Annotated in this window: 20 protein-coding genes; 10 read left to right on the top strand and 10 right to left on the bottom strand. The window is 58.4% G+C overall.

From position 1 onward, the window contains the following. Nucleotides 1-135 precede the first annotated feature (135 nt). The 7 genes from JK621_RS22875 (at nt 136) to JK621_RS22845 (ending at nt 9,563) form a co-directional block, all read left to right on the top strand. Nucleotides 136-501, top strand: a complete 366-nt coding sequence (locus JK621_RS22875) for an ArsC family reductase (RefSeq protein WP_212557773.1) — start codon at nt 136-138, stop codon at nt 499-501. Further along, nucleotides 498-1,625: a succinyl-diaminopimelate desuccinylase gene (dapE, locus tag JK621_RS22870; protein ID WP_212557772.1), complete on the top strand. Its 1,128-nt coding sequence runs from the start codon at nt 498-500 to the stop codon at nt 1,623-1,625. The genes JK621_RS22875 and dapE overlap by 4 nt, the downstream gene beginning before the upstream one ends. Beyond that, the gene (locus JK621_RS22865; RefSeq protein WP_212557771.1) at nt 1,622-2,296 is read left to right on the top strand and encodes a M15 family metallopeptidase; all 675 of its coding nucleotides are present in this window, start codon (nt 1,622-1,624) and stop codon (nt 2,294-2,296) included. Before dapE ends, JK621_RS22865 begins: the two co-directional genes overlap by 4 nt. A 2-nt stretch (nt 2,297-2,298) precedes the next feature. Beyond that, the gene (locus JK621_RS22860) at nt 2,299-2,490 is read left to right on the top strand and encodes a YpfN family protein (protein ID WP_212557770.1); all 192 of its coding nucleotides are present in this window, start codon (nt 2,299-2,301) and stop codon (nt 2,488-2,490) included. A gap of 263 nt (nt 2,491-2,753) precedes the next feature. Beyond that, on the top strand, nt 2,754-6,041 hold the full coding sequence (locus JK621_RS22855) for a DUF2126 domain-containing protein (protein WP_212557769.1): 3,288 nt from the start codon (nt 2,754-2,756) through the stop codon (nt 6,039-6,041). 106 nt (nt 6,042-6,147) lie between these two features. Next, nucleotides 6,148-8,640, top strand: coding sequence for a circularly permuted type 2 ATP-grasp protein (locus JK621_RS22850; protein WP_249337114.1), 2,493 nt, complete (start codon nt 6,148-6,150; stop codon nt 8,638-8,640). Then, nucleotides 8,637-9,563: a transglutaminase family protein gene (locus JK621_RS22845; protein ID WP_212557767.1), complete on the top strand. Its 927-nt coding sequence runs from the start codon at nt 8,637-8,639 to the stop codon at nt 9,561-9,563. The genes JK621_RS22850 and JK621_RS22845 overlap by 4 nt, the downstream gene beginning before the upstream one ends. A 38-nt stretch (nt 9,564-9,601) precedes the next feature. Here JK621_RS22845 and ypfH read toward each other — a convergent pair whose 3' ends face one another. The 6 genes from ypfH to dapA all read right to left on the bottom strand — a co-directional run bounded on the left by ypfH (nt 9,602) and on the right by dapA (nt 16,539). Next, a complete protein-coding gene (gene ypfH / locus JK621_RS22840) occupies nt 9,602-10,291 on the bottom strand; it encodes an esterase (RefSeq protein WP_212557766.1) in 690 nt (229 codons plus the stop codon). A 111-nt stretch (nt 10,292-10,402) separates the two neighbouring features. Further along, the gene (locus tag JK621_RS22835) at nt 10,403-12,391 is read right to left on the bottom strand and encodes a tRNA(Met) cytidine acetyltransferase TmcA (protein ID WP_212560274.1); all 1,989 of its coding nucleotides are present in this window, start codon (nt 12,389-12,391) and stop codon (nt 10,403-10,405) included. A 75-nt stretch (nt 12,392-12,466) separates the two neighbouring features. Further along, entirely contained in the window at nt 12,467-13,333 is an 867-nt protein-coding gene (gene ypfJ / locus JK621_RS22830) for a KPN_02809 family neutral zinc metallopeptidase (RefSeq protein ID WP_004951822.1), read from the bottom strand. A 169-nt stretch (nt 13,334-13,502) separates the two neighbouring features. Next, nucleotides 13,503-14,216: a phosphoribosylaminoimidazolesuccinocarboxamide synthase gene (gene purC / locus JK621_RS22825; RefSeq protein ID WP_004951825.1), complete on the bottom strand. Its 714-nt coding sequence runs from the start codon at nt 14,214-14,216 to the stop codon at nt 13,503-13,505. 247 nt (nt 14,217-14,463) lie between these two features. Beyond that, nucleotides 14,464-15,516 (bottom strand): outer membrane protein assembly factor BamC, encoded by a 1,053-nt coding sequence (gene bamC, locus JK621_RS22820; RefSeq protein WP_212557765.1) that lies wholly within the window; start codon nt 15,514-15,516, stop codon nt 14,464-14,466. 132 nt (nt 15,517-15,648) lie between these two features. Next, nucleotides 15,649-16,539 carry a 4-hydroxy-tetrahydrodipicolinate synthase gene (gene dapA / locus JK621_RS22815; RefSeq protein ID WP_212557764.1) on the bottom strand — a complete coding sequence of 297 codons (891 nt, stop codon included), beginning with the start codon at nt 16,537-16,539 and terminating at the stop codon, nt 15,649-15,651. Between the two features lie 110 nt (nt 16,540-16,649). Between dapA and JK621_RS22810 the strand changes: the two genes are divergently transcribed. Next, a complete protein-coding gene (locus JK621_RS22810) occupies nt 16,650-17,255 on the top strand; it encodes a glycine cleavage system transcriptional repressor (protein WP_199685709.1) in 606 nt (201 codons plus the stop codon). A 2-nt stretch (nt 17,256-17,257) separates the two neighbouring features. Next, nucleotides 17,258-17,722, top strand: a complete 465-nt coding sequence (gene bcp, locus JK621_RS22805) for a thioredoxin-dependent thiol peroxidase (protein WP_006316879.1) — start codon at nt 17,258-17,260, stop codon at nt 17,720-17,722. Nucleotides 17,723-17,765: 43 nt separating this feature from the next. On the opposite strand, the gene JK621_RS22800 is transcribed toward bcp, so the two are convergent. Further along, nucleotides 17,766-18,836 (bottom strand): AI-2E family transporter, encoded by a 1,071-nt coding sequence (locus JK621_RS22800; protein ID WP_212557763.1) that lies wholly within the window; start codon nt 18,834-18,836, stop codon nt 17,766-17,768. 593 nt (nt 18,837-19,429) lie between these two features. Here JK621_RS22800 and JK621_RS22795 point away from each other — a divergent pair. Then, nucleotides 19,430-20,347, top strand: a complete 918-nt coding sequence (locus tag JK621_RS22795) for a bestrophin family protein (protein WP_212557762.1) — start codon at nt 19,430-19,432, stop codon at nt 20,345-20,347. Between the two features lie 62 nt (nt 20,348-20,409). Here JK621_RS22795 and moaE read toward each other — a convergent pair whose 3' ends face one another. Genes moaE through moaC form a run of 3 tightly spaced genes read right to left on the bottom strand, consistent with a single transcriptional unit; the run spans nt 20,410 to nt 21,584 of the window. Further along, complete coding sequence (moaE, locus tag JK621_RS22790; protein ID WP_212557761.1) at nt 20,410-20,859, bottom strand: molybdopterin synthase catalytic subunit MoaE; 450 nt, start codon at nt 20,857-20,859, stop codon at nt 20,410-20,412. 1 nt (nt 20,860) lies between these two features. Continuing rightward, nucleotides 20,861-21,106, bottom strand: coding sequence for a molybdopterin synthase sulfur carrier subunit (gene moaD / locus JK621_RS22785; RefSeq protein WP_212557760.1), 246 nt, complete (start codon nt 21,104-21,106; stop codon nt 20,861-20,863). Beyond that, entirely contained in the window at nt 21,099-21,584 is a 486-nt protein-coding gene (gene moaC / locus JK621_RS22780) for a cyclic pyranopterin monophosphate synthase MoaC (RefSeq protein ID WP_212560273.1), read from the bottom strand. Before moaC ends, moaD begins: the two co-directional genes overlap by 8 nt. Nucleotides 21,585-21,714 lie beyond the last annotated feature (130 nt).

Here is a 21,714-nt window from a genome sequence, read left to right as displayed (position 1 = left end):
CTGGCTTTCGGACCATTGTACGGTGGAACTCCCCGCCATTTTTCGGCATGCTGGGCGCTGGTTTTCATTTTACCGCCACGGCGGTTTACCACTGGCGCCATGCCGGTGTTGGGTTGCAGAGAAGGTTCTTATTCCATGACGTTGACCATGTACGGCATCAAAAATTGTGACACTATCAAAAAAGCGCGCCGCTGGCTGGAAGAGCAAGGCGTGGCTTATCAATTTCATGACTACCGCGCCGACGGGCTGGATGAACGGCAGTTGCGCGGGTTCGTCGAACGTCTGGGCTGGGAACCGCTGCTCAATACCCGCGGCACCACCTGGCGCAAGCTGGATGAAGCGCAGCGCAACGCCTGCGACAACGCCGATGCGGCCATCGCGCTGATGCTGGCGCAGCCGGCAATCATCAAACGCCCGCTGCTGGACGACGGCAAGGGGCACGCCCTGCTCGGTTTCAGCGCCGAAGGCTACCAGCAATTTATATCTGAGGTAACAGCATGATTTGCCCGGTTATCGAACTGGCTCAGCAGCTCATCAAACGCCCGTCTCTCAGCCCGCACGATGAAGGTTGCCAGGCGCTGATGATCGAACGTCTGGAAGCGATCGGTTTTACCGTTGAACCGATGCACTTCGGCGACACCCTGAACTTCTGGGCCTGGCGCGGCGAAGGGCAAACGCTGGCGTTTGCCGGCCACACCGACGTGGTGCCGACCGGCGATGAGAAACGCTGGGACAACCCGCCGTTTGAACCCACCATTCGCGACGGCATGCTGTATGGCCGTGGCGCGGCGGACATGAAAGGTTCGCTGGCGGCGATGGTGGTGGCTGCGGAGCGCTTTGTGGCGGCCAACCCGCACCATCAGGGCCGTCTGGCGTTCCTGATCACCTCCGACGAAGAGGCCAGCGCCACTCACGGCACGGTGAAAGTGGTGGAAACGCTGATGGCGCGCAACGAGCGCCTGGATTATTGCCTGGTCGGCGAGCCGTCCAGCACCGAACGCGTCGGCGACGTGGTGAAAAACGGCCGCCGCGGTTCGATCACCGCCAACCTGCACATTCACGGCATTCAGGGCCACGTCGCCTATCCGCACCTGGCGGATAACCCCGTGCATCGCGCCATGCCTGCGCTCAATGAGCTGGTGGCGACCGAGTGGGATCGCGGCAACGAATTCTTCCCGCCGACCAGCATGCAGATCGCCAACGTGCAGGCCGGTACCGGCAGCAACAACGTGATCCCGGGCGACCTGTTCGTCCAGTTCAACTTCCGTTTCAGCACCGAGTCAACCGACGCGACGATAAAACAGCGCGTGGAAGAGCTGCTGGAGCGGCATCAGTTGAACTACAGCATCGAATGGCGTTTGTCCGGCCAGCCGTTCCTGACCGCGCGCGGTGCGCTGGTGGACGCGGTGGTTAACGCCGTCGAACACTATTGCGAACTGACGCCGCAATTGCTGACCACTGGCGGTACTTCGGACGGCCGCTTTATCGCCCAGATGGGTGCGCAGGTGGTTGAGCTGGGGCCGGTCAACGCGACCATCCACAAGGTCAATGAATGCGTACACGCCGCCGATTTGCAACTGCTGAGCCGCATGTATCAACGCATCATGGAGCAGTTGGTCGCATGATCACGCCGACAATGCTGACCGGGCTCTCGACCGAACATCTGGCGCCGCTGAGCGGTAACCATCGCCTGCAACCTGCGGCGGTGACCGCGTTCCGCGCCATGCAGCAAGCGGCGCTGGCGGCCGGGTTCGATCTGCAGCCCGCCAGCACATTTCGTGATTTCGATCGGCAACTGGCGATCTGGAATGGCAAATTCTGCGGCGAACGACCAGTATTAGATAAAGACAGCCGGCCGCTCGACATCGAGCCGCTGTCCGCCGCCGAGCGCTGCGAAGCGATCCTGCGCTGGTCAGCCCTGCCGGGCGCCAGCCGCCATCACTGGGGCAGCGATCTGGACGTGTACGACCCGTCGTTGTTGCCGGAAGGGCAAAAGCTGCAGCTGGAACCGTGGGAATATGAGGAAGGCGGTTACTTTTATCCGCTCAATCAATGGATGACGGAACATATGGCCGAATTTGGTTTTTACCGCCCGTTCACCGAAGACGGCGACGGCGTGGCGGTAGAACCCTGGCATCTGAGCTACCGACCGCTGGCGCAGGAAGCCGAACATCTGCTGACGCCCGCGCTGCTGCTGGCCGCCTGGCAAAATAAGGACGTTGCCGGTGCCGAATGGCTTGAATGCCATCTGCCCGCGATATTTTCACGTTTTATACGCAGTGAAGGAAAGGAGTAAACATGCAATGGTTAGCTGACTACTGGTGGATTATCCTGCTGATTTTAGTCGGGATGATCATCAGCGGGATCAAAGAACTGCGTCGCGTCGACGTAAAACGTTACCTCGCCGATAAGCCCGAATTGCCGCCACACCGCGATAATAATGCCCAGTGGGACGACGACGACGACAACTGGCCGAAGAAAAAACCCTGACCGCCTGCACGCGCCGTCCTCCGAGGGCGGCGCTTCATTTCCCCCTCTTTCCCGCAGAAAAAAGAATCGACTTCTCAAGAAATTGTCTCTAGATTTAACCCTAATTGGTTAATGTGATGATCATCACACTCCCAGCAGGTAAAACGGTCTGAATACAGACGGGAGTTAACCAAAGCACCACCCTCCACGGTAACGGCTACAGCATGGCATCAGCAGACTGATGTGACCCGATTTCAGATTCCCCTATTCTGAGGCTCGAGCTTATGGCTATTAACATTGCGCTAAACCACGTTACCGAATACCGCTACGACCGACGCATCAACCTGGGTCCCCAAGTCATACGCCTGCGCCCTGCCGCGCACAGCCGCACCTCTATTTTGGCCTATTCACTGAAAGTGACCCCGGAAAACCACTTTATCAACTGGCAGCAGGATCCTAACGGCAACTACCTGGCCAGGCTGGTGTTCCCGGAAAAAACCGACCACTTCCGCGTGGAAGTGGATATGCGGGTTGAGATGTCGGTGATTAACCCCTTCGATTTCTTCCTTGAGCCGCATGCGGAACATATTCCGTTTTGCTATTCGGAAGAGCAGAAAATCGAACTGGCGCCCTATCTGCACTGCCAGCCGCTAACCCCGGAACTGGAAAACTACCTGAGCAGCATTCCCGATGAAGCCCGGCGCAGCGCGGAATTCCTGGTGGCGATCAACCAGCAGTTGCAGCAACACATCGGTTACACCATCCGCATGGAGCCGGGCGTGCAGACGCCGGAAGAGACGCTGACCCTGCGCAGCGGCTCCTGCCGCGATTCCGCCTGGCTGCTGGTGCAGATCCTGCGCAATCTCGGGCTGGCCGCCCGCTTCGTATCCGGTTATCTGATCCAGCTGACGCCGGACGTCAAATCGCTGGATGGCCCGTCGGGGCCGGAGGAAGACTTCACCGACCTGCACGCCTGGACCGAGGTTTACCTGCCCGGCGCCGGCTGGATTGGCCTGGATCCCACCTCCGGGTTGTTTGCCGGCGAAGGACACATCCCGCTGGCCTGCACGCCGGAACCTTCCAGCGCCGCCCCGATCAGCGGCGCGATTGATGAGTGCGAATGCGAATTTGAGCACCTGATGGCGGTCGCCCGCGTGGACGAAGTGCCGCGCGTGACCAAGCCCTACAGCGAGAAACAATGGCAGGCGATCGACGCGCTAGGTTATCGGATTGACAGCGATTTGCAGGCCAACGGCGTTCATCTGACGATGGGCGGCGAGCCGACGTTCGTCGCCGTCGACGATCCTGACGGCGACGAATGGAATACCGACGCTCTGGGGCCAACCAAGCGCCTGCGCGCCGCCGAATTGTTCCTGCGCATGCGCGAGCGCTACGCTCCCGCCGGGCTGGTGCATTTTGGTCAGGGCAAATGGTACCCCGGCGAGCAACTGCCGCGCTGGTCGCTCAACTGCTTCTGGCGCCGGGACGGCGAGCCGCTGGCCGATCCGGCCATGTTTGCCGATGAACGCGAACCTTCTGCGGTCACCACCGGGCAGGCGGCGGATTTCCTGCAACGCGTCGCGCTGTATCTAGAGGTTTCCGACCAGCATATCTTCCCGGCTTATGAAGACCCGCTCTACTACCTGTGGCGCGAACGTCGCCTGCCGGACAACGTCGATCCGTCGGATTCCCGGCTGGAAGATCCGCTGGAGCGAGCGCGGTTGCACAAGGTGTTTGAACAAGGCCTGGGAGCCATCATCGGCCACGTTCTGCCGCTGGCCAGAGAAGAGAACCAGCCGTGGCAAAGCGGCTCCTGGTTCCTGCGCAGCGAGCACTGCTACCTGCTGCCGGGCGATTCACCGCTGGGTTACCGCCTGCCGCTGGATTCTCAACCCTGGGTGCATAAAAGCGACTACCCCTACATTCACAGCGCCGATCCGCATCAGTCTTTCCCTACGCTGCCGGCCTACCGCCAACTGCTGCAACCGCATTCGTCTGCGGCCGAAAATACCCGACCTCAGCCGATAACCCGGCGTCCGGAGCAAAAACAGTCGGCGGACTGGATTGCCCGCACCGCGCTGTGCGCCGAGCCGCGCAACGGTATTCTTTATCTGTTCATGCCGCCGACGCGCACGCTGGAAGATTACCTGCAGGTGGTGGAGGCCATTGAGGCCACCTCACTGGCGCTGGGCATTCCGGTGGTGCTGGAAGGCTACGAACCGCCTTCTGACCCGCGCCTGACCTGTTTTCGCATCACTCCCGATCCCGGCGTCATCGAAGTCAACATTCAGCCGGCGGCCAGTTGGGGCGAGCTGGTGGAGCAGACCACCTTCCTGTACGACGCCGCGCGCCAGTCGCGTCTGACCACCGAAAAATTCATGATCGATGGTCGCCATACCGGCACCGGCGGCGGCAACCATATGGTGATGGGCGGCGCCACCCCGGCGGAAAGCCCGTTCCTGCGCCGCCCGGACGTGCTGCGCAGCCTGATCGGCTATTGGCATAACCACCCGTCGCTTTCCTATCTGTTCTCCGGCCTGTTTATCGGCCCGACCAGCCAGGCGCCGCGCATTGACGAGGCGCGTAACGATTCGGTCTATGAAATGGAGATCGCCTTTAGCCGCTTCCCGGAGCCGGGCGAGGAAGTGCAGCCCTGGCTTATCGACCGCCTGCTGCGCAACCTGCTGATCGATTCCAGCGGCAATACCCACCGGGCGGAGTTCTGCATCGACAAACTCTATTCGCCGGATGGCCCAAGCGGCCGTCTGGGTCTGCTGGAACTGCGCGCTTTTGAAATGCCGCCGCATGCCCGGATGTCGCTCACCCAACAGCTGTTGCTGCGGGCGTTGCTGGCCCGTTTCTGGCAGCAGCCTTATCAACCGGAGCGGCTGCGCCGTTGGGGCACCGAACTGCACGATCGCTTCATGCTGCCGCACTTTGTGCGTCAGGACTTTAACGACGTGCTCGCCGAACTGCGTGAATTCGGCTACCCGTTCGAAGCCACCTGGTTCGACGCGCACTTTGCCTTCCGCTTCCCGCAGCATGGCGAATTCTCCGCCGACGGCGTCCAGGTGCAAATCGATCATGCACTGGAACCCTGGCATGTGATGGGCGAAGAAGGTGCAAGCGGCGGAACCGTGCGCTATGTTGACTCATCCGTCGAACGTCTGCAGATCAGGGTTACCGGATTTAATGACGATCGCCACCAGGTGACCGTCAACGGCCGCCCGGTGCCGCTGCAACCCACCGGCAACGTCGGCGAGGCGGTCGGCGCCGTGCGCTACCGGGCATGGCAACCCGCAGCCAGCCTGCATCCCACCATTGGCGTGCACGCGCCGCTGACCGTGGAACTGGTGGATACCTGGATGCAACGTTCGCTGGGCGGCTGCCAGTACCACGTCGCCCATCCGGGCGGACGCAGCCACGATACCCACCCGATCAACGCCTATGAGGCTGAAGGCCGCAGGCTGGCGCGTTTCTTGCAAATGGGTCATACGCCTGGAAAATTAACCGTCGAACCCCAGACGCGCAACCCGAACTTCCCGTTCACGCTAGATTTGCGCTGGAAATAGGGGTTCGATACCGAGGAGGGCGCACGTCGGCACCAGGAAGGTGCCGGCCTGCGCCGCAAGGGAGTTGCCGTCGCAAGGCCTCATGGAAAACGGGAACGCAATGCCTATGCCGCAATCACTATTTACCCACTATCGCCACTCGCAAGCGCACTATGACGAGCTGTTTGCCGGCGAGGCTGTCTTTCGCCCACACTGGCAGCGTTTTGCCGCCGAGCTGGCCGCCTATCCGGACGAACAGCTGCAAAGCCGCCTCAACCACGTGGCGCGCCAGATTTTTGAAAACGGCGTCACCTATAACGTCTACGCCGATCCGCAAGGGGTTAAACGCCCCTGGGAACTGGATCTGCTGCCGCAGATTATCCCTCACGACGAATGGCAGCAGATAGAATCCGGCATTGCCCAGCGTGCGGAACTGATGAACCGTATCCTGGCCGACGTGTACGGTGAGCAGACCCTGCTGCGCGACGGCCTGCTGCCGCCTGCGCTGGTGCATGGGCATGCCGGTTTTCTGCGCCCGGCGCACGGCATTCGCTGCCCGGGCAACGTCTATCTGCATCTGTACGCCGTCGATCTGGCCCGTTCCGCCGATGGCCGCTGGTGGGCGCTGGCCGATCGCGCCCAGGCCCCGTCCGGCGCCGGCTACGCGCTGGAAAACCGCACGGTGATTTCCCGCGCTTTTCCGGAACAGTTCCGGGACCTGAAAGTACAGCGGCTGAATACCTTTTTCCGCACGCTGCAACAGAGCCTGCGCCACTGGGCGCCGTTCGCCGCCGGGGATGGCGAGGCCCCGCACATCGTGGTGTTGACCCCCGGCCCTTACAACGAAACCTATTTCGAGCATGCCTATCTGGCGCGGCATTTGGGATTCCCGCTGGTGGAAGGCCAGGATCTGATGGTGTCCCAGGGGCGCGTCTGGCTGAAAACCCTGGACGGCCTGCAGCGCGTCCATGTGATTTTACGGCGGCAGGATGATGACTTCTGCGATCCGCTGGAGGCGCGCCCCGACTCTTCGCTGGGCATTCCGGGGTTGATCCAGGCGGCACGCGAAGGCCAGGTGCTGATCGCCAATGCGCTCGGCTCCAGCCTGATTGAAACCGGCGCGTTGTACGGCTTTCTGCCAAAACTCAGCCAGCAGATCCTCGGGCAGCCGTTGCTGTTGCCTTCCGTCGCTTCCTGGTGGTGTGGGGAAAGCACCGCGCGGGAAACGGTGCTGGAAAACCTGCCTAACCTGATTGTCAAAGGCGCTTTCCCGCAGTTGCGCATCAGGACCTGCATCGCCGGCGATCTGAGCGCCACCGAGCTGGCTCAGCTAAAGGAACGCATCCGTGCGCGCCCTTACAACTATGTCGCTCAAGAGCTGATCGGCCTGTCGCAGGCGCCGGGGCTGTCCCCGCGTCCGCCCTATCAGTTGCAAAACCATGCCACCTGCCTGCGGGTATTCGCCGTCGCCACCCCAGACGGCTACCGGGTGATGCCCGGCGGCCTGACCCGCATCTCCGGCCCCAACAGCCGCCAGATCGTGACCATGCAGCAGGGCGGCGGCAGCAAGGATACCTGGGTACTGGCACCGCCTTCCGCGCCACCGCCACGGCCCGGCGTGCTGAGGCAAGAGTTGCCGCCGACCGGCCACAGGCTGTCGACGCGGGTGATTGAAAACTTGTTCTGGCTGGGCCGCTATACCGAACGCTGCGACAACATCGCTCGTCTGCTGCGTACTACCCTCACCCTGCGGCTCGACGAAGACGAAGGCAGCGAACAGCAGCATAAAGCCGTGATGCAGCTTTGCCTCCATTACGGTCTGTTGCCGAACGACGAAGCCTCTCCGCTTGAAGAACTGGCGCCGCAACAGTTGAACACCCTGCTGCTGGAAGCGCTGTTCAACCCGGAGATCCCACAGGGGTTTGCCGGCACGTTGCAACAACTGCTGCGTATCGGTTTTCAACTGCGCGAGCGGCTTTCGCTGGACAACTGGCATATCCTCAACCGCTTAGCCAAAGATCTGGAACAGCACCATCAGGCTCAACGCTGGAACCTGGCGGAGGCGCTGGCGTTTCTCGATCAGGCGATCGGGCATATGATGGCGCTCTCCGGTTTTGCGCTGGACGGCATGACGCGTGACGTGGGCTGGCGCTTCCTCAGTATTGGCCGTCGGCTGGAACGCCTGCAGCAGGTGACGCATATGCTGACGCTGGTGCTGGACGATGACGAAGTGCGCGACGCCGGGCTGGAGTGGTGGCTGGAGTTGTGCGACAGCACCATCACCTACCGCTCCAGTTATCCGCAGCGGCCGGATCTGGCCACGGCCCTGCCGCTGTTGTTGACCAGCCCGGAGAATCCGCGCTCGGTGATGTTCCTGCTGAAGGGACTGGTGGAATACCTGAAAAAACTGACCGACCAGTTCGGACCTTTTACCGAACAGGCCATTTTCGATCTGCCGGAGAAAATTGCCGGCCTGGGTAACGCCGGGTTTGCCGACGACCCGCAACCCTTGTCAGAATCGGTGTCGCAGTTGCAACTGGCGCTGAACCGGTTGTCCGATCAGATTAGCCTGCGCTTCTTCAACCATGGCCCCCACTACACCACGGGAAACGACGAATGAGCCAGAGCCAAACTCAAACTGCCGGCCAATCTCTCACCTCCGCCGACGCAAACCGCTATAGCGTCAGCCACGTGACCGAATACCAATACAGCCTGCCGGTGCCGCATTCGCGTCAGTTGCTGCGGCTGTCGCCGCGCAATCTGGCCTGGCAACAGTGCCAGGCTTCGCGGATCCAGGTGGATCCGCAGCCCGATGAATGGTTTGAACTGGACGATTTTTATGGCAACCACCTGGTGCAATTCGCCCTGCGAACGCCGCATACCCAACTGACCGTGCGGGTGGATTCGCAGGTGCTGGTCTTGCCGCACGCCGCACAGTGGGTGGCGGAAAACAGCCTGTCCTGGGAGCGGGTACGCCAACAGTTGGCCAACGGGGGAACCGAAGTGCTGGATCCCATTCAATACCTGTTTCCTTCCACGTTTATTCCCATCGATAACGCACTGAGCCACTACGCCCTGCCGAGCTTTACCCCGGATCGGCCGCTGCTGTCGGCGCTGCTGGATTTTACCGGGCGCATTTTCAACGACTTTACCTTTGATCCGACGGCCACCACCATCGCCACGCCGGTAGAAACCCTGCTGCGGGAGAAGAAAGGGGTTTGTCAGGACTTTGCCCACCTGCAAATTGCCTGCCTGCGCTCGCTGGGGCTGGCGGCACGCTATGTCAGCGGCTATATCCTCACGCAGCCGCCGCCGGGGGAGGAGCGAATGATTGGCGCCGATGCCTCTCACGCCTGGGTGTCGGTTTATTGTCCGCCCTATGGCTGGGTAGATGTCGATCCGACCAACAATGTGTTGGCCGATACCCAGCACATTACCGTGGCCTGGGGCCGCGATTTCGGCGACGTCAGCCCGATGCACGGCATTATTTTTGGCGGGGGCGCTCACCAGTTGGACGTTAAGGTTACGGTGATGCCGCAATGACAACGGGCGCAGCATAGCCGCGCCCGTCGGGGAGAATATTAACGAAAGGCGATCAAATCGCCACGTTTGCCAAACAGCGCTTCATCCCAGTAGCGCTGAGGTACGTAGTAGTGCAACCGCTCGAGGGCATGATTCATCATCTCCTGATTGATGCCGTGCCCGACGCCCGGCTCCACGTCCAGCGTGAAATCCACGCCGATGGCCTGCAGCCGTTCCGCCGCCGCTTTGGCGTGCTGCACGGCGATCACCGCATCCTCTTCGCCGTGGATCAGATGCACGACGCTTTCGCCGAAGGCCTGCTCCGGCAAGCTGGCAAAGCGCCCGCTGAAGGCCACCACGCGGCCGGCCAGTTTAGCTTCCGCTTTCAAGGCTTCCAGCGCCATGATCGATCCCTGAGAAAAACCGACCAACGCGGTTCCGGCGTAACCGACGCCGCTCTGCTGTTGCCAGTAGCGCACGGTTTCGACGAATTGCGGCATCGCCTGTGCGATACGCTCGGCGCGGTTCTCTTCCGTCACGCCCTGCACCGAAAACCACTGACGACCGTTGCCGTTACCGAAAGCCATCGGGCCGCCGATACTGACGACCAGCGCCTGCGGGAAATCTTTGGCGAAGTAGCTGCCGATCTCGCCCATTGCCACCGGGTTATCGCCGACGCCGTGAAACAGCAAGATCAGCTGTACCGCCGGTGTTGCCGGATTTTGGACAACGAAATGCTCGTGTTTCATGGTGACTCCTCGTCTTCATCAGATGTCGCCCGGAGGTGCCGGGCCGTTGGCGTCTACTATACGCCGCTGAGAAATCAGGAAAATCAGGTTTTATTGAACAACATTGTCGATTTATTGCAATGACTGCGCCCAGTTGCGCCAGCGCAGGCAGTGTTGCTCATCCAGCTGTTCGAGCGCCTGCGCCGCCTCCAGCCGCCAGTGGCGCAGCAAGGCTTTTTGGCCGCTGAGGCCAAACTGCGTCACACAGTCTGCCGTCGTCCTTTGTCGTTGCAGATGCCCGCGCAGCGCGGGCAGCGGCAGGCCGCTCGCCAACAGCAAGCGTTGCAGCGCACCCAGGCTGGCCTCCAGCGGCCGGTGGGCGAAGGAAAAACCGGCCAGTTCACGCCAGTCGTCCTCGCTCAGCTGCGTATCGCCGTCATCGCCGGTGATCTCCAGTTGCAGATCAACACGTTGCTGCAACCAGCGCCAATCGCGCGCCAGGTGCTTATGCGCCGCATGCCGCAACGCTTCCCCCTGCTCGCTCAACGCCAGGATGGCCATTGCGGCATAGCAGCCGCTGCTGGCCTCCGTCTTGCTGCCGATGCGCACCAGTTCAAAACCGCAGGATTGCCAAAAGCGCCACAGCGGTTCGGTGTAGCCAAAACTGACCGAAAGGAAATCCAGCCCCTGCGCCTGTTGGCGTTGCTGCGCGATCAGGCTGCGGGCAATGCCCTGTTGGCGCAGCGCGGGCAGTACCGCAATGCGGGTAATTCGGCGCGAACGCAGCGTCGGCGCCCACCACTGGCCGCCATGCGCCGCCAGCGACTGAGCCACCAGGTTGCCGCGCGGCCGCCGTCGCCCTGCCCAGACCTCATGCGCCAGTTCGGCGCTCAGCCCTCCTTCATCCACCAGCCACAGCGCGCCAACCACTTCGTCTTCCACCTGCGCCACGCCAAAGTGCATGCCGGGTGCATCCATCAGCCGCCGTAAATCGAGCGGCGAGGTGCGGTAATGCGCGCTGCTCAACAGAGCGTAAAAGCGCGCCAGTCGTTGGGGATCGGCGCACAGCGCGCTCTGTTCGACCAGGCTGAAACGGGCGGCCTGCTCGGTCGCTCGCCATTCCGGTTGTTCGTTGAACAACAGCGCATTATCTATCACCCGCTCCAGCGCATCACCCGGTGCCCAGCGCATCGGCTGCTGTAAAGCCAACGGCCGGAACGAAGGCAACCCGGCGCAGAACTTCAGCAAAAACCCCCGGCCGGTGCCTTCATAGCCCTGCACGGTGGTGGTCAGCAAGACACGAGGGAAATAACCGACCAACTGCTGCAACAGCGGGCCAGGAATGGCCGCCGCTTCATCCACCAGCAGCCAGCCCACGTTGCCGACGTCATGCTCGCGGCAATGGGCGAGCAGCGCGTCCGGCGCCCAGAACTGCGCGCGCCCCTGCGCCCATTCGCCGGCAACATCGGTGGCGGCACGGCTCGGCCCGGTCATCCAGCAGGTCAGCGACGTGTTCGCTACCAGCATGCCCGCCAGCGTTGACTTGCCGCGGCCACGGGCCGCAGTCAGCACCCAGACCCCCGCCGAGGCATTCTGCAGTTGCTCCAGTAGCCTTTGCTGTTCGGCGGTGGGGTGACCATCGGGCGCCAGCCACGGCGGGCGCTCCGGCAATGCCGCCAACGCCAGCGTCTCACCCTGCCGCCAGAGCGTGACCTCGCTGTCCGCCGCCAGGTGGCGTTGCAGATGATGGATAAAATGCGGGGTGGTGATCGGCTGGGGACAATCGCTCCAACGCAGGCTGTCGGCATCCGGTTGCTGATGCCACTGGCGCCATGGCGGCGTCAGCAACAACAGCCAACTGCCGGCGCGCAGCGTACCCGCCAGCGCCGCCAGGGCTTCAACATCCAGGGCCGTTGTCGCGTCAAACACCGCATGCAGCCGCTCTTGCCCCAGCAGCGTTCGCACCGCGCCGCTCGCCAAAGGTTGCAGGCCGGCCGGCGGGTTTTCCCCCACCCACGGCCAGTCGCCCGGCAGGCTTGCAGCCAGTTGTTGCGCCTGTTGGCGGCACCATTGCGGTTCACCGCTGAGCACCAGCAAGCGCCTGATGCCCTGCTGCTGCATAAGTTGTTGCATTGCCTGTAGCAAGGCTCTGTTCCTACCTAAAAAAATGCCGGAGTCAGGCTCCGGCAGGGTATGTTAACGGGATGCGAAGGTGTTGCAGGTGTTAGGGTCACCGCTGTCGAAGCCCTGTTTAAACCAGGTGTAACGCTGTTGCGAGGTGCCGTGGGTGAAGCTGTCCGGCACTACGCGCCCCTGGCCCTGCTGCTGCAAACGGTCGTCGCCGATCGCCTGCGCGGCGTTCAATGCCGCCTGCAAGTCACCCTCTTCCAGCATCTGCTGCTTCTCGGCATATTTGCCCCAAACGCCGGCGAAGCAGTCTGCCTGCAGTTCCATTTTTACCGACAGGCGGTTCACTTCAACCTGGCTGGCGCCCTGTTGCATCTGACGCACCTTAGGCTCAATGCCCAGCAGGTTCTGCACGTGGTGGCCGACTTCGTGCGCCACCACATAGGCCTGCGCAAAGTCACCGCCGGCGCCCAGCTTGGTTTTCATATCCTGGTAGAACGACAGATCGATATATACCGTTTTGTCGCCCGGGCAATAGAACGGCCCCATCGCAGACTGGCCGGTGCCGCAGTTGGTGCGCGTCACGCCGCGATACATCACCAGTTTGGGCGGTTGATAGGTTTTGCCCATACGCTGGAAAACTTCTTTCCAGTTATCTTCGGTAGAAGCCAGCACCACCGAGGTAAACTTGGCCAACTCATCATCTTTTGGACTGATGCTGGCGCTCTGTTGCTGAGTTTGCGGACTCACGTCGCCGCCGTTCAACAGCGGTGAGAGATCGATGCCGTAATAGCCGGCCACCAGCACCACCACCAGAATGACGATGCCGCCTTTGCCGCCGATTGGCGCGCGAAAGCCTCCGCCGCCACCCAGACCTGAAGACTCCCCGCGACGATCCTCAACATTGTCACTTTCCCGACGCCCTTGCCAACGCATAAGTAAACTCCAGATTAGGTTTTTAATAATCGTAGGAAACTAGCCCACTGATTGCCATTATAAATGGTTAACGATGCGGGAAATGTAGAATTTTTCTGGAAATGCAGGCGGAAGAGAAAATGAATGACGGGGCGCTCCGGCTGGATCGCCCCGTATTGCGGCAGAGCGCTTAGTCCAGTTTCACGCCGATGCGGCGCGCCACTTCTTCGTAGGCTTCGATCAGGCCACCCAGGCTCTGACGGAAACGGTCTTTGTCCATCTTGTCCAGGGTGTTTTTGTCCCACAGGCGGCTGCCGTCCGGCGAGAACTCATCGCCCAGCACCACTTCGCCGTTGAACAGACCGAACTCCAGCTTGAAGTCGACCAGGATCAGGCCCGCGTCGTCAAACAGCTTGCTCAGCACGTCGTTCGCCTTGTAGCTCAGCTCACGCATGCGCGCCAGATGCTCTTTGTTAACCCAGCCGAAGGTTTCGCAATAGGATTCGTTGACCATCGGATCGTGCATCGCATCGTTTTTCAGGAACAGATCGAACAGCGGCGGGTTCAGCACCAGGCCTTCTTCAATGCCCAAACGCTTCACCAGCGAACCGGCGGCGCGGTTGCGGATCACGCATTCGACCGGCACCATATCGAGCTTCTTCACCAGCACTTCGTTGTCTGACAGCAGGCGTTCCATTTGCGTCGGGATGCCGGCTTCTTCCAGTTTGCTCATGATGAAATGGTTGAACTTGTTGTTCACCATGCCTTTGCGATCAAACTGCTCAATGCGCTGACCATCCAGTGCTGACGTATCGTTGCGGAACTCTAACACCAGCAGATCGGGGTTTTCGGTGGTGTAGACGGTTTTTGCCTTTCCGCGATACAGCTCAGCTATTTTTTGCATCTCACTTACTCCAAAAAAATTTTTAAAAACGCTTCAACGCACAGGCGTGATATACCCAGAATAATTGGAGTTACAGCAAGGCGGCAAGGGCAGGAGTCCCCGGGAGCTTACTCAAGTAAGTGACCGGGGTGAATGCACGCAGCCAACACAGCTGTAGCTTCAAGAATGATGGGTACATTGTGCCAAATCTGCGACGCAAACGATACCGTAACCATCAAACAAAAAGGGGCCGCGGCCCCTTTTTTAGTTATTTAACGCTGGTTTTACTGAACGCAGCCTGGAATGCCGCAACCAACCCGTCGTTTTGCGACTGGGTCAACGGCTTGCCCTTAGGATCGATAAATTGCAGGCTGGTGCGGTTGTTCAAATCACCCACCTGCAGTTTGTAATCACCTTCGGTCAGTTCAGGATCCTTGGCGCCCAATGCATCCCAGTCGCTACCGCTCAGGGATTTATAGGTCACGGCGACGGTGCCCTGCGGACGGCTGCGGTCACCCACTTTCATCCCCAGTTTTTCCAACGCCGCAGGCAGGCGATCCCACACGACGGTGTAAGGACCACGCACGACCAGCATCGGCAAGCCGGTGTCATCCGCGCCGCTCTGTACGTCCAGCGCGCCGAAGCGGTTGGCCGTTTGGCTGCTCGCCAGGTTGTCCTGCTTGTCCAGGCCCTCAACGATAGTGTTCATCATCATGCCGTTGTAGCGCTGCACTTCAGAAGGGTCGGTAACCTGCTCGGTTTTGCCCTGCTGCTGCAAACCAAGGGTTTTCACCACCAGCGCCTGCTGGTAGCCCTGCTGCTGCACGCTGATCTGGTAACGGCCTTCGTACTGGTTGTCTTCATCCAGACGGTTCCACTTCACCCAATCGGTCGTCAGGGTCTGGCCGGCATCTTGACGCGAGGCAATCGCGATATTTTTCGTCTGCAGCATGCTGACGACGCGTGACCACAGATTCTGGTTTTGCGGGCTGTTTTCCAGCAGCAGCGTACCGCTGTCGCCGGCATATTGCGCACGTGAACCGCTCAGCAACGCCAACGGCTGCACAGGCGGACGAATATCCAGTTGCTTGCCAACGCCGCCTTTCAGCGTGGTTGCCGGAACATCATAATTCCCGCTCTGCACCGGCAGGATCATACCGGCCGGCGCGTTCAACGATTTGAGCTCCGACGCGTTGAGGTAAGACTCATCGCCGCTGACCTGGCGTTTGTAACGTTGATCGGTGGTACAGGCGGCCAGCATCATGACCAGCGAAATACCCACGACTTTTGCTACCGTCGACTTTTGCAATGAATAAGACATCAAATTTCCCTTAGAGTTACATCCTCGTCGCACTTGAAACCGCCGCGGTGTTGGCCACGCACGCTCCCCCCGGTCACTGGGTTAGCCAAGCTCCCGGGAACTCGCGCACTCGCCGCCTTGCGGCCGCTTCAATTACTTAGAGGAGAGCAAACCGGCGCTTTTCAACGCGCGCTCAACGATCGGGCGAGCAGCGTCGGTCAACGGCGTCATAGGCAGACGCATCGTATCGGTTGCCATCAATCCCAATGCCTTACAGGCCCATTTCACCGGAATTGGGTTTGCTTCTACAAACAAATCCTGATGCAACGGCATCAAGCGCTGATTTAAGCGGCGTGCTTCAGCAAAGTTGCCCTGTGCTGCCAGCGCGCAAAGCTGCGCCATTTCACGCGCCGCCACGTTGGCGGTCACGGAAATCACCCCTTTGCCGCCCAGTTGCATGAAGTCCAGACCGCTGGCGTCATCGCCGCTCAGCAAAATGAAATCTTCATCATCAACCAGCACTTGGATCTGACTTACACGGCTTAAGTTCCCTGTTGCCTCTTTAACGGCAACAATATTCTTAATTTTTGCTAAACGCGCAATCACCGGCGGCAGCATGTCACAACCGGTGCGTGAAGGCACGTTATAGAGGATCTGCGGCAACGCGGTGCTTTCGGCAATCGCCTTGAAGTGCTGGTACAGCCCTTCCTGGGTCGGCTTATTGTAGTAAGGCGTTACCGTCAGGCAACCCACTACGCCGGTATTTTCGAAGCTTTTGGTCAGCGAAATGGCTTCGGCGGTGGCGTTGGAGCCCGTGCCGGCGATCACCGGAATGCGGCCTGCGGCCAACTCCAGCGTCTGCAATACCACTTCAACGTGCTCGTCATGGGCAAGCGTTGCGGACTCGCCGGTCGTCCCTACGGAAACAATGGCCGAGGTCCCACTGGCTACATGATAATCAATCAGTTTTTTTAGGCTCGCACGATCGACAGCACCTTTGTCGTCCATCGGCGTAACCAGTGCAACAATACTTCCCGTAAACATTGGCCGTCCCCTCCACAAACAAGTCACTCATGGTACTTTTGCTGCCTATCCAAAAGCAAGCAAACAACAGCGTTGTAAGCGCTTGGCAGGCGGTTTTTTTTATGTTTACCATGGTAACCCCATTGAGCACGACAGGAAGATCCATTTTGCCTAAGCCAGATGAACACTATCTCGTGATTACCGCGCTCGGCGCCGACCGCCCCGGAATCGTTAATGCCATCACCCGCCACGTCAGCAGTTGCGGATGCAATATCGAAGATAGCCGTCTGGCCATGCTGGGTGAGGAGTTCACTTTCATCATGCTGCTTTCCGGCAGTTGGAACGCGATTACCCTGATTGAATCCACTCTGCCGCAAAAAGGCGCGGAGCTGGAGCTGCTGATTGTGATGAAACGCACCAACTCGCATGAAAGACCGCCGATGCCAGCCACGGTGTGGGTGCAGGTTGAGGTGAAAGACTCGCCGCACATCATTGAGCGCTTCACCGATCTGTTCGACTCCAGCCAGATGAACATTGCCGAGCTGGTGTCCAGAACCCAACCGGCGGAAGGTCACCTGCCGCCGCAGCTTTACATTCAGATCACCGCGCACAGCCCCGGCGACGCGGATGCATCAAATATCGAGCAAGCCTTCCATCGCCTATGTACAGAATTGAACGCACAAGGCAGTATTAGCGTTGTTAACTATCCACAGCATGATGAGAAAGATGGAGAGTAGTGATGAGCCCATTGAAAGCCGGTGACACAGCGCCGAAATTTAGTTTGCCTGACCAGGACGGTGAGGAAATTAATTTGGCCGACTTCCAGGGACAGCGAGTGCTTGTTTATTTTTATCCGAAGGCGATGACGCCGGGTTGTACCGTTCAGGCCTGTGGCCTGCGGGATAACATGGATGACTTGAAAAAAGCGGGTGTCGAAGTGCTGGGCATCAGCACGGATAAACCAGAAAAGCTGTCGCGTTTTGCCGAGAAAGAGTTGTTGAATTTCACGCTGTTATCTGATGAGGATCATCAGGTGGCGCAGCAGTTCGGCGTTTGGGGTGAAAAAACCTTTATGGGGAAAACCTATGACGGCATTCACCGTATCAGCTTCCTGATTGATACCAAGGGTAAAGTCGAGAAAGTGTTTGATGATTTCAAAACCACCAATCACCACGACATCGTTCTGAGTTACCTGCAGCAGTAATTCTCACGAAGCGCAGCGGCCTGCTGCGCTTCGTCATTCGCGCTTAGTCTGGTTCCGTTTCCACCCGCAGTTCGTCCGGCCAGGCGTGTATCACCGCCTTCACCAGCGTGGCTAATGGGATAGCGAAGAACACCCCCCAAAAACCCCACAGCCCGCCAAAGATGATCACCGACAAGATAATCACCAGCGGGTGCAGATTGACCGCCTCGGAAAACAGGATTGGCACCAACAGGTTGCCGTCCAGCGCCTGCACCACCAGATAGGCGACGATCAGCGTCCAGAAATCGGCGCCGACGCCCCACTGGAACATCGCCACCACCACCACCGGAATGGTCACCAACACCGCGCCTATATAGGGGATCAGTACCGAGAAACCGACCAGCACCGCCAGCAGCAGCGAATAGCGCATACCCAAAATAACGAACACCAGATAGGTCGCCACGCCGACGATCACCATCTCCAACACCTTGCCGCGAATATAGTTGGTGATCTGCTGGTTCATCTCGATCCACACCTGCCCTGCTAACCCGCGATTGCGCGGCAGCACGCGGCGCACCGCGTTGAGCATTTGTTCTTTGTCCTTCAGCAGGAAGAACATCATCATCGGCACCAGAATCAGGTAAATCGCCAACGTCAGCAGCCCGACCAGTGAAGCCAGCGAGAATTTCACCACCGACTCCCCCATGCCCGACAGCCGCCCGCGCAGGTTCTCCGCCATCATATCGATGATGCCGGCATCGACCAGCGCCGGATAACGCTTCGGCAGCGTCGCCGCAAAGTTATAAAACTGATTGAGCATCCCCGGCAGATCGGTCATCAGGTTGATGCCCTGCTGCCAGGCGGTCGGCGCCACCACAAACACCAGCAGCATCGCGATGCCGGCGAACATGATCATCACCATGCTCGCCGCCCAGTTGCGCGAACAGCCGATACGCTGCAACCGCGCGGTCGGCCATTCGAGCAGGTACGCCAGCACGATGGCCACCAGCAGCGGCGTCAGAATGCCATGCAGAAAATAGAGAATAAGGAACCCGGCGACCAGTATCACCAGCAGCGCGATAGCCTGCGGATCGGTAAAGCGTCGGCGGTACCATTGTAATAACATCTCCAGCATCAGAGAGTGCTCCCAGAGGTTTGACTTGCAGGCATTGCGGTTCCTGGAGTGGGTGATTTTTATGAAATGAATGGGGTACAGGCCTGGGCACATCGACACTCAAGGCTCGCTATGCTTCAACGCCTAACGGATTGGATGCCCCGCCCCAGAGAACATCCAACTCACAACATGCTCCATAAGAATACCAGAGCCCAGGGCAAGCGTATCCTTAAACCGGGCCGAATCGCAATCCGCGCATCCCGGTAATGCGCATGGAAGGCCGTTGGCGGCAAATACTATTTATTCTCATTTAGCCTGCGCGCCTCGGCCGTTAAACGAAAACGGAGGCGTGCAAACGGCGGGTCATTCAATAACTCTTATTTATCTTAACGTCACAAGCTTAATTATTTTTCGGACGTATTGATTATTGAATAAATAAATCAGATAATTTAATCAGCGACTCAGAGAGTCTGATTGCCATCGCCCAAAGTCATACACTAAACATTCACTTGCCGACGAGAAACCTCATACGTTGTTACATATTATCGGCCATAATAATTAATCATCACTAAAAAACCATAGCCAAAAACAAACTGCCAGGGAGTAGTAACCCCATGATTATTCGCCCAAACCAGCATTGGTTTCTTCGCCTGTTTGACTGGCACGGTTCGGTGCTGTCAAAAATCACCTTTCGTCTGTTTTTAAATATCCTCATGTCTATTGTCGCCATCATTATTTACCAATGGTATGAACAACTTGGCATACATCTCACTATTGCCCCCTTTAGCCTGCTGGGGATCGCCATCGCTATTTTTCTGGGCTTTCGCAACAGTGCCAGCTATAGCCGCTTTGTAGAAGCGCGAATGTTATGGGGAACCTTGCTGATAGCGGAACGCACATTATTAAGACAATTAAAAAATTTGCTTCCAGAAGATACAAAGTCTCATGATGAAATAGCAAAATATCTTATTGCGTTTAGCTGGAGTTTGAAGCACCAATTAAGAAACACCGATCCCACTGCTGATTTGTATCGCATTTTACCGAGAGAGGCCTTCTCGGAGGTCATCGCCAGCCCAATGCCAACCAACAGAGTCTTGTTATTATTGGGCGATCAGATTGGCAAATTGCGCCTGGAGGGAAAATTAAGCGATGTCACCTATAAAATGCTCGATAATAAACTGGATGAACTCGCGCATGTTCTCGGCGGTTGCGAAAGAATAGCCAACACGCCGGTGCCTTTTGCCTATACGCTGATCCTGCAACGCACCGTATATTTATTCTGTTCCTTGCTGCCGTTTGCGCTGGTTTCTGATTTGCATTATATGACGCCGTTTGTTTCCGTCTTTATTTCCTATACCTTTTTGTCCTGGGACTCACTGGCCGAAGAGTTGGAAGATCCTTTTGGCACCAGCGCCAATGATCTGCCATTGAATGCCATCTGCAATACCATCGAACGTAATCTGATGGAAATGAACAATCAAAAACCTCTGCCTGCTCTGCTCAAACCCGATCGTTATTTCAATCTGATCTGACGCCACTCTTCGGCACGGTGTAAACCGTGCCGAAACCCGATGGGAATAAAATGTTCAGATAGCTACCAACGCTCAGCTGCCGCACAATCTTTATCCCTTGCGGCAACCCATCGTTCGCCCTGCGGCGTTGATTCCCTTTTCCAGAATGGCGCTTTGGTTTTCAAATAATCCATAATAAATTCGGCGGCAAGAAAGGCATCGGCTCTATGAGCGCTGCTGACGCCGACCAAAACGATGCCATCTCCAGCCTGCATCTCGCCAATACGGTGAAACACCACCACCCGCCCCAGTTGCCAACGGCGGCGGGCCTCGTCAACAATCTGCGCCAGCAACTTTTCGGTCATGCCGGGATAATGTTCCAGCGTCAGGGAACTGACATCGCTGCCCAGATTATTATTTCGTACTTTGCCGACGAAAGTGACCACGGCGCCTTCGGTCTCTGAGGCTGATAACCATTGATGTTCCCGTGCGATATCAAAATTTTCGGTATCGACGACAATTTTGTTTTGCATCTCAACCTCCGGTGACCGGCGGATAAAAAGCCACTTCATCGCCGGCATTCAAGGGGTGATCGAAAGGCACCAGCGTTTGGTTTACCGCCGCCAAAAGTTTATCGCCGTCCAGCGCCAGCGCCCAACGGTCGCCTTTTAACAACAGCGCCTGGCGTAACATCGCCACCGTGGCGTAGTCGGCAGGGAGTTGCAGATGGTTGCAACCGATCAGCTCACGCACCTGAGCAAAGAATAAAACGTCAATCATGATCCACCGCCGTGTAATCGGAGGATTTCCCCCCTCGCTTCGCCAGTAAACGCACATTGCCGATGACGATGTCTTTTTGCACGGCTTTGCACATGTCATAAATAGTCAGCGCTGCAACCGAAGCGGCGGTCAGGGCTTCCATCTCGACGCCGGTTTTACCGTTTAAACGGCACCGCGCCTGAATAACCACCCTATTGTTTTGCTCATCGGCGCGCAGCACGACTTCAACTTTATTCAGCATTAACGGATGGCATAGCGGGATAAGCTCCCAGGTACGTTTCGCCGCCTGAATACCGGCAATGCGGGCGGTAGCAAAAACATCGCCTTTATGGTGTTTGCCTTCAAAGATCATTTTTAACGTTGTCGGATTCATCGACACCGTAGCTTCGGCAACGGCTTCACGTTGCGTCTCTGGTTTGGCGGAGACATCCACCATATGGGCCTCGCCCATCGTATTGATATGTGTGAAATGCGCCATGATTACACTTTCTTTATAAGGAACGAATTGACAAGGAGCGGCGGGTGCGCACGGATGGCGGCCCGACACTGCCCGGTTTGCAGGGACAAATTCAGCCGAAGTTTTGGCCATGCTCTTTCTCCAGTAAAAT

Source organism: Serratia plymuthica (assembly GCF_018336935.1).
Classification (GTDB): Bacteria; Pseudomonadota; Gammaproteobacteria; order Enterobacterales; family Enterobacteriaceae; genus Serratia; species Serratia plymuthica_B.
Note: the sequence above shows the minus strand (reverse complement) of the source record. Positions and strands in the feature narration are given on the sequence as shown.

Excerpts from the sequence above, each read along its gene's own strand:
- JK621_RS22875 (WP_212557773.1), top strand. The coding sequence starts at position 136 with ATGACGTTGACCATGTACGGCATCAAAAATTGTGACACTATCAAAAAA.
- dapE (WP_212557772.1), top strand. The coding sequence starts at position 498 with ATGATTTGCCCGGTTATCGAACTGGCTCAGCAGCTCATCAAACGCCCG.
- JK621_RS22865 (WP_212557771.1), top strand. The coding sequence starts at position 1,622 with ATGATCACGCCGACAATGCTGACCGGGCTCTCGACCGAACATCTGGCG.
- JK621_RS22860 (WP_212557770.1), top strand. The coding sequence starts at position 2,299 with ATGCAATGGTTAGCTGACTACTGGTGGATTATCCTGCTGATTTTAGTC.
- JK621_RS22855 (WP_212557769.1), top strand. The coding sequence starts at position 2,754 with ATGGCTATTAACATTGCGCTAAACCACGTTACCGAATACCGCTACGAC.
- JK621_RS22850 (WP_249337114.1), top strand. The coding sequence starts at position 6,148 with ATGCCGCAATCACTATTTACCCACTATCGCCACTCGCAAGCGCACTAT.
- JK621_RS22845 (WP_212557767.1), top strand. The coding sequence starts at position 8,637 with ATGAGCCAGAGCCAAACTCAAACTGCCGGCCAATCTCTCACCTCCGCC.
- ypfH (WP_212557766.1), bottom strand. The coding sequence starts at position 10,291 with ATGAAACACGAGCATTTCGTTGTCCAAAATCCGGCAACACCGGCGGTA.
- JK621_RS22835 (WP_212560274.1), bottom strand. The coding sequence starts at position 12,391 with ATGCAGCAGCAGGGCATCAGGCGCTTGCTGGTGCTCAGCGGTGAACCG.
- ypfJ (WP_004951822.1), bottom strand. The coding sequence starts at position 13,333 with ATGCGTTGGCAAGGGCGTCGGGAAAGTGACAATGTTGAGGATCGTCGC.
- purC (WP_004951825.1), bottom strand. The coding sequence starts at position 14,216 with ATGCAAAAAATAGCTGAGCTGTATCGCGGAAAGGCAAAAACCGTCTAC.
- bamC (WP_212557765.1), bottom strand. The coding sequence starts at position 15,516 with ATGTCTTATTCATTGCAAAAGTCGACGGTAGCAAAAGTCGTGGGTATT.
- dapA (WP_212557764.1), bottom strand. The coding sequence starts at position 16,539 with ATGTTTACGGGAAGTATTGTTGCACTGGTTACGCCGATGGACGACAAA.
- JK621_RS22810 (WP_199685709.1), top strand. The coding sequence starts at position 16,650 with ATGGTAACCCCATTGAGCACGACAGGAAGATCCATTTTGCCTAAGCCA.
- bcp (WP_006316879.1), top strand. The coding sequence starts at position 17,258 with ATGAGCCCATTGAAAGCCGGTGACACAGCGCCGAAATTTAGTTTGCCT.
- JK621_RS22800 (WP_212557763.1), bottom strand. The coding sequence starts at position 18,836 with ATGCTGGAGATGTTATTACAATGGTACCGCCGACGCTTTACCGATCCG.
- JK621_RS22795 (WP_212557762.1), top strand. The coding sequence starts at position 19,430 with ATGATTATTCGCCCAAACCAGCATTGGTTTCTTCGCCTGTTTGACTGG.
- moaE (WP_212557761.1), bottom strand. The coding sequence starts at position 20,859 with ATGCAAAACAAAATTGTCGTCGATACCGAAAATTTTGATATCGCACGG.
- moaD (WP_212557760.1), bottom strand. The coding sequence starts at position 21,106 with ATGATTGACGTTTTATTCTTTGCTCAGGTGCGTGAGCTGATCGGTTGC.
- moaC (WP_212560273.1), bottom strand. The coding sequence starts at position 21,584 with ATGGCGCATTTCACACATATCAATACGATGGGCGAGGCCCATATGGTG.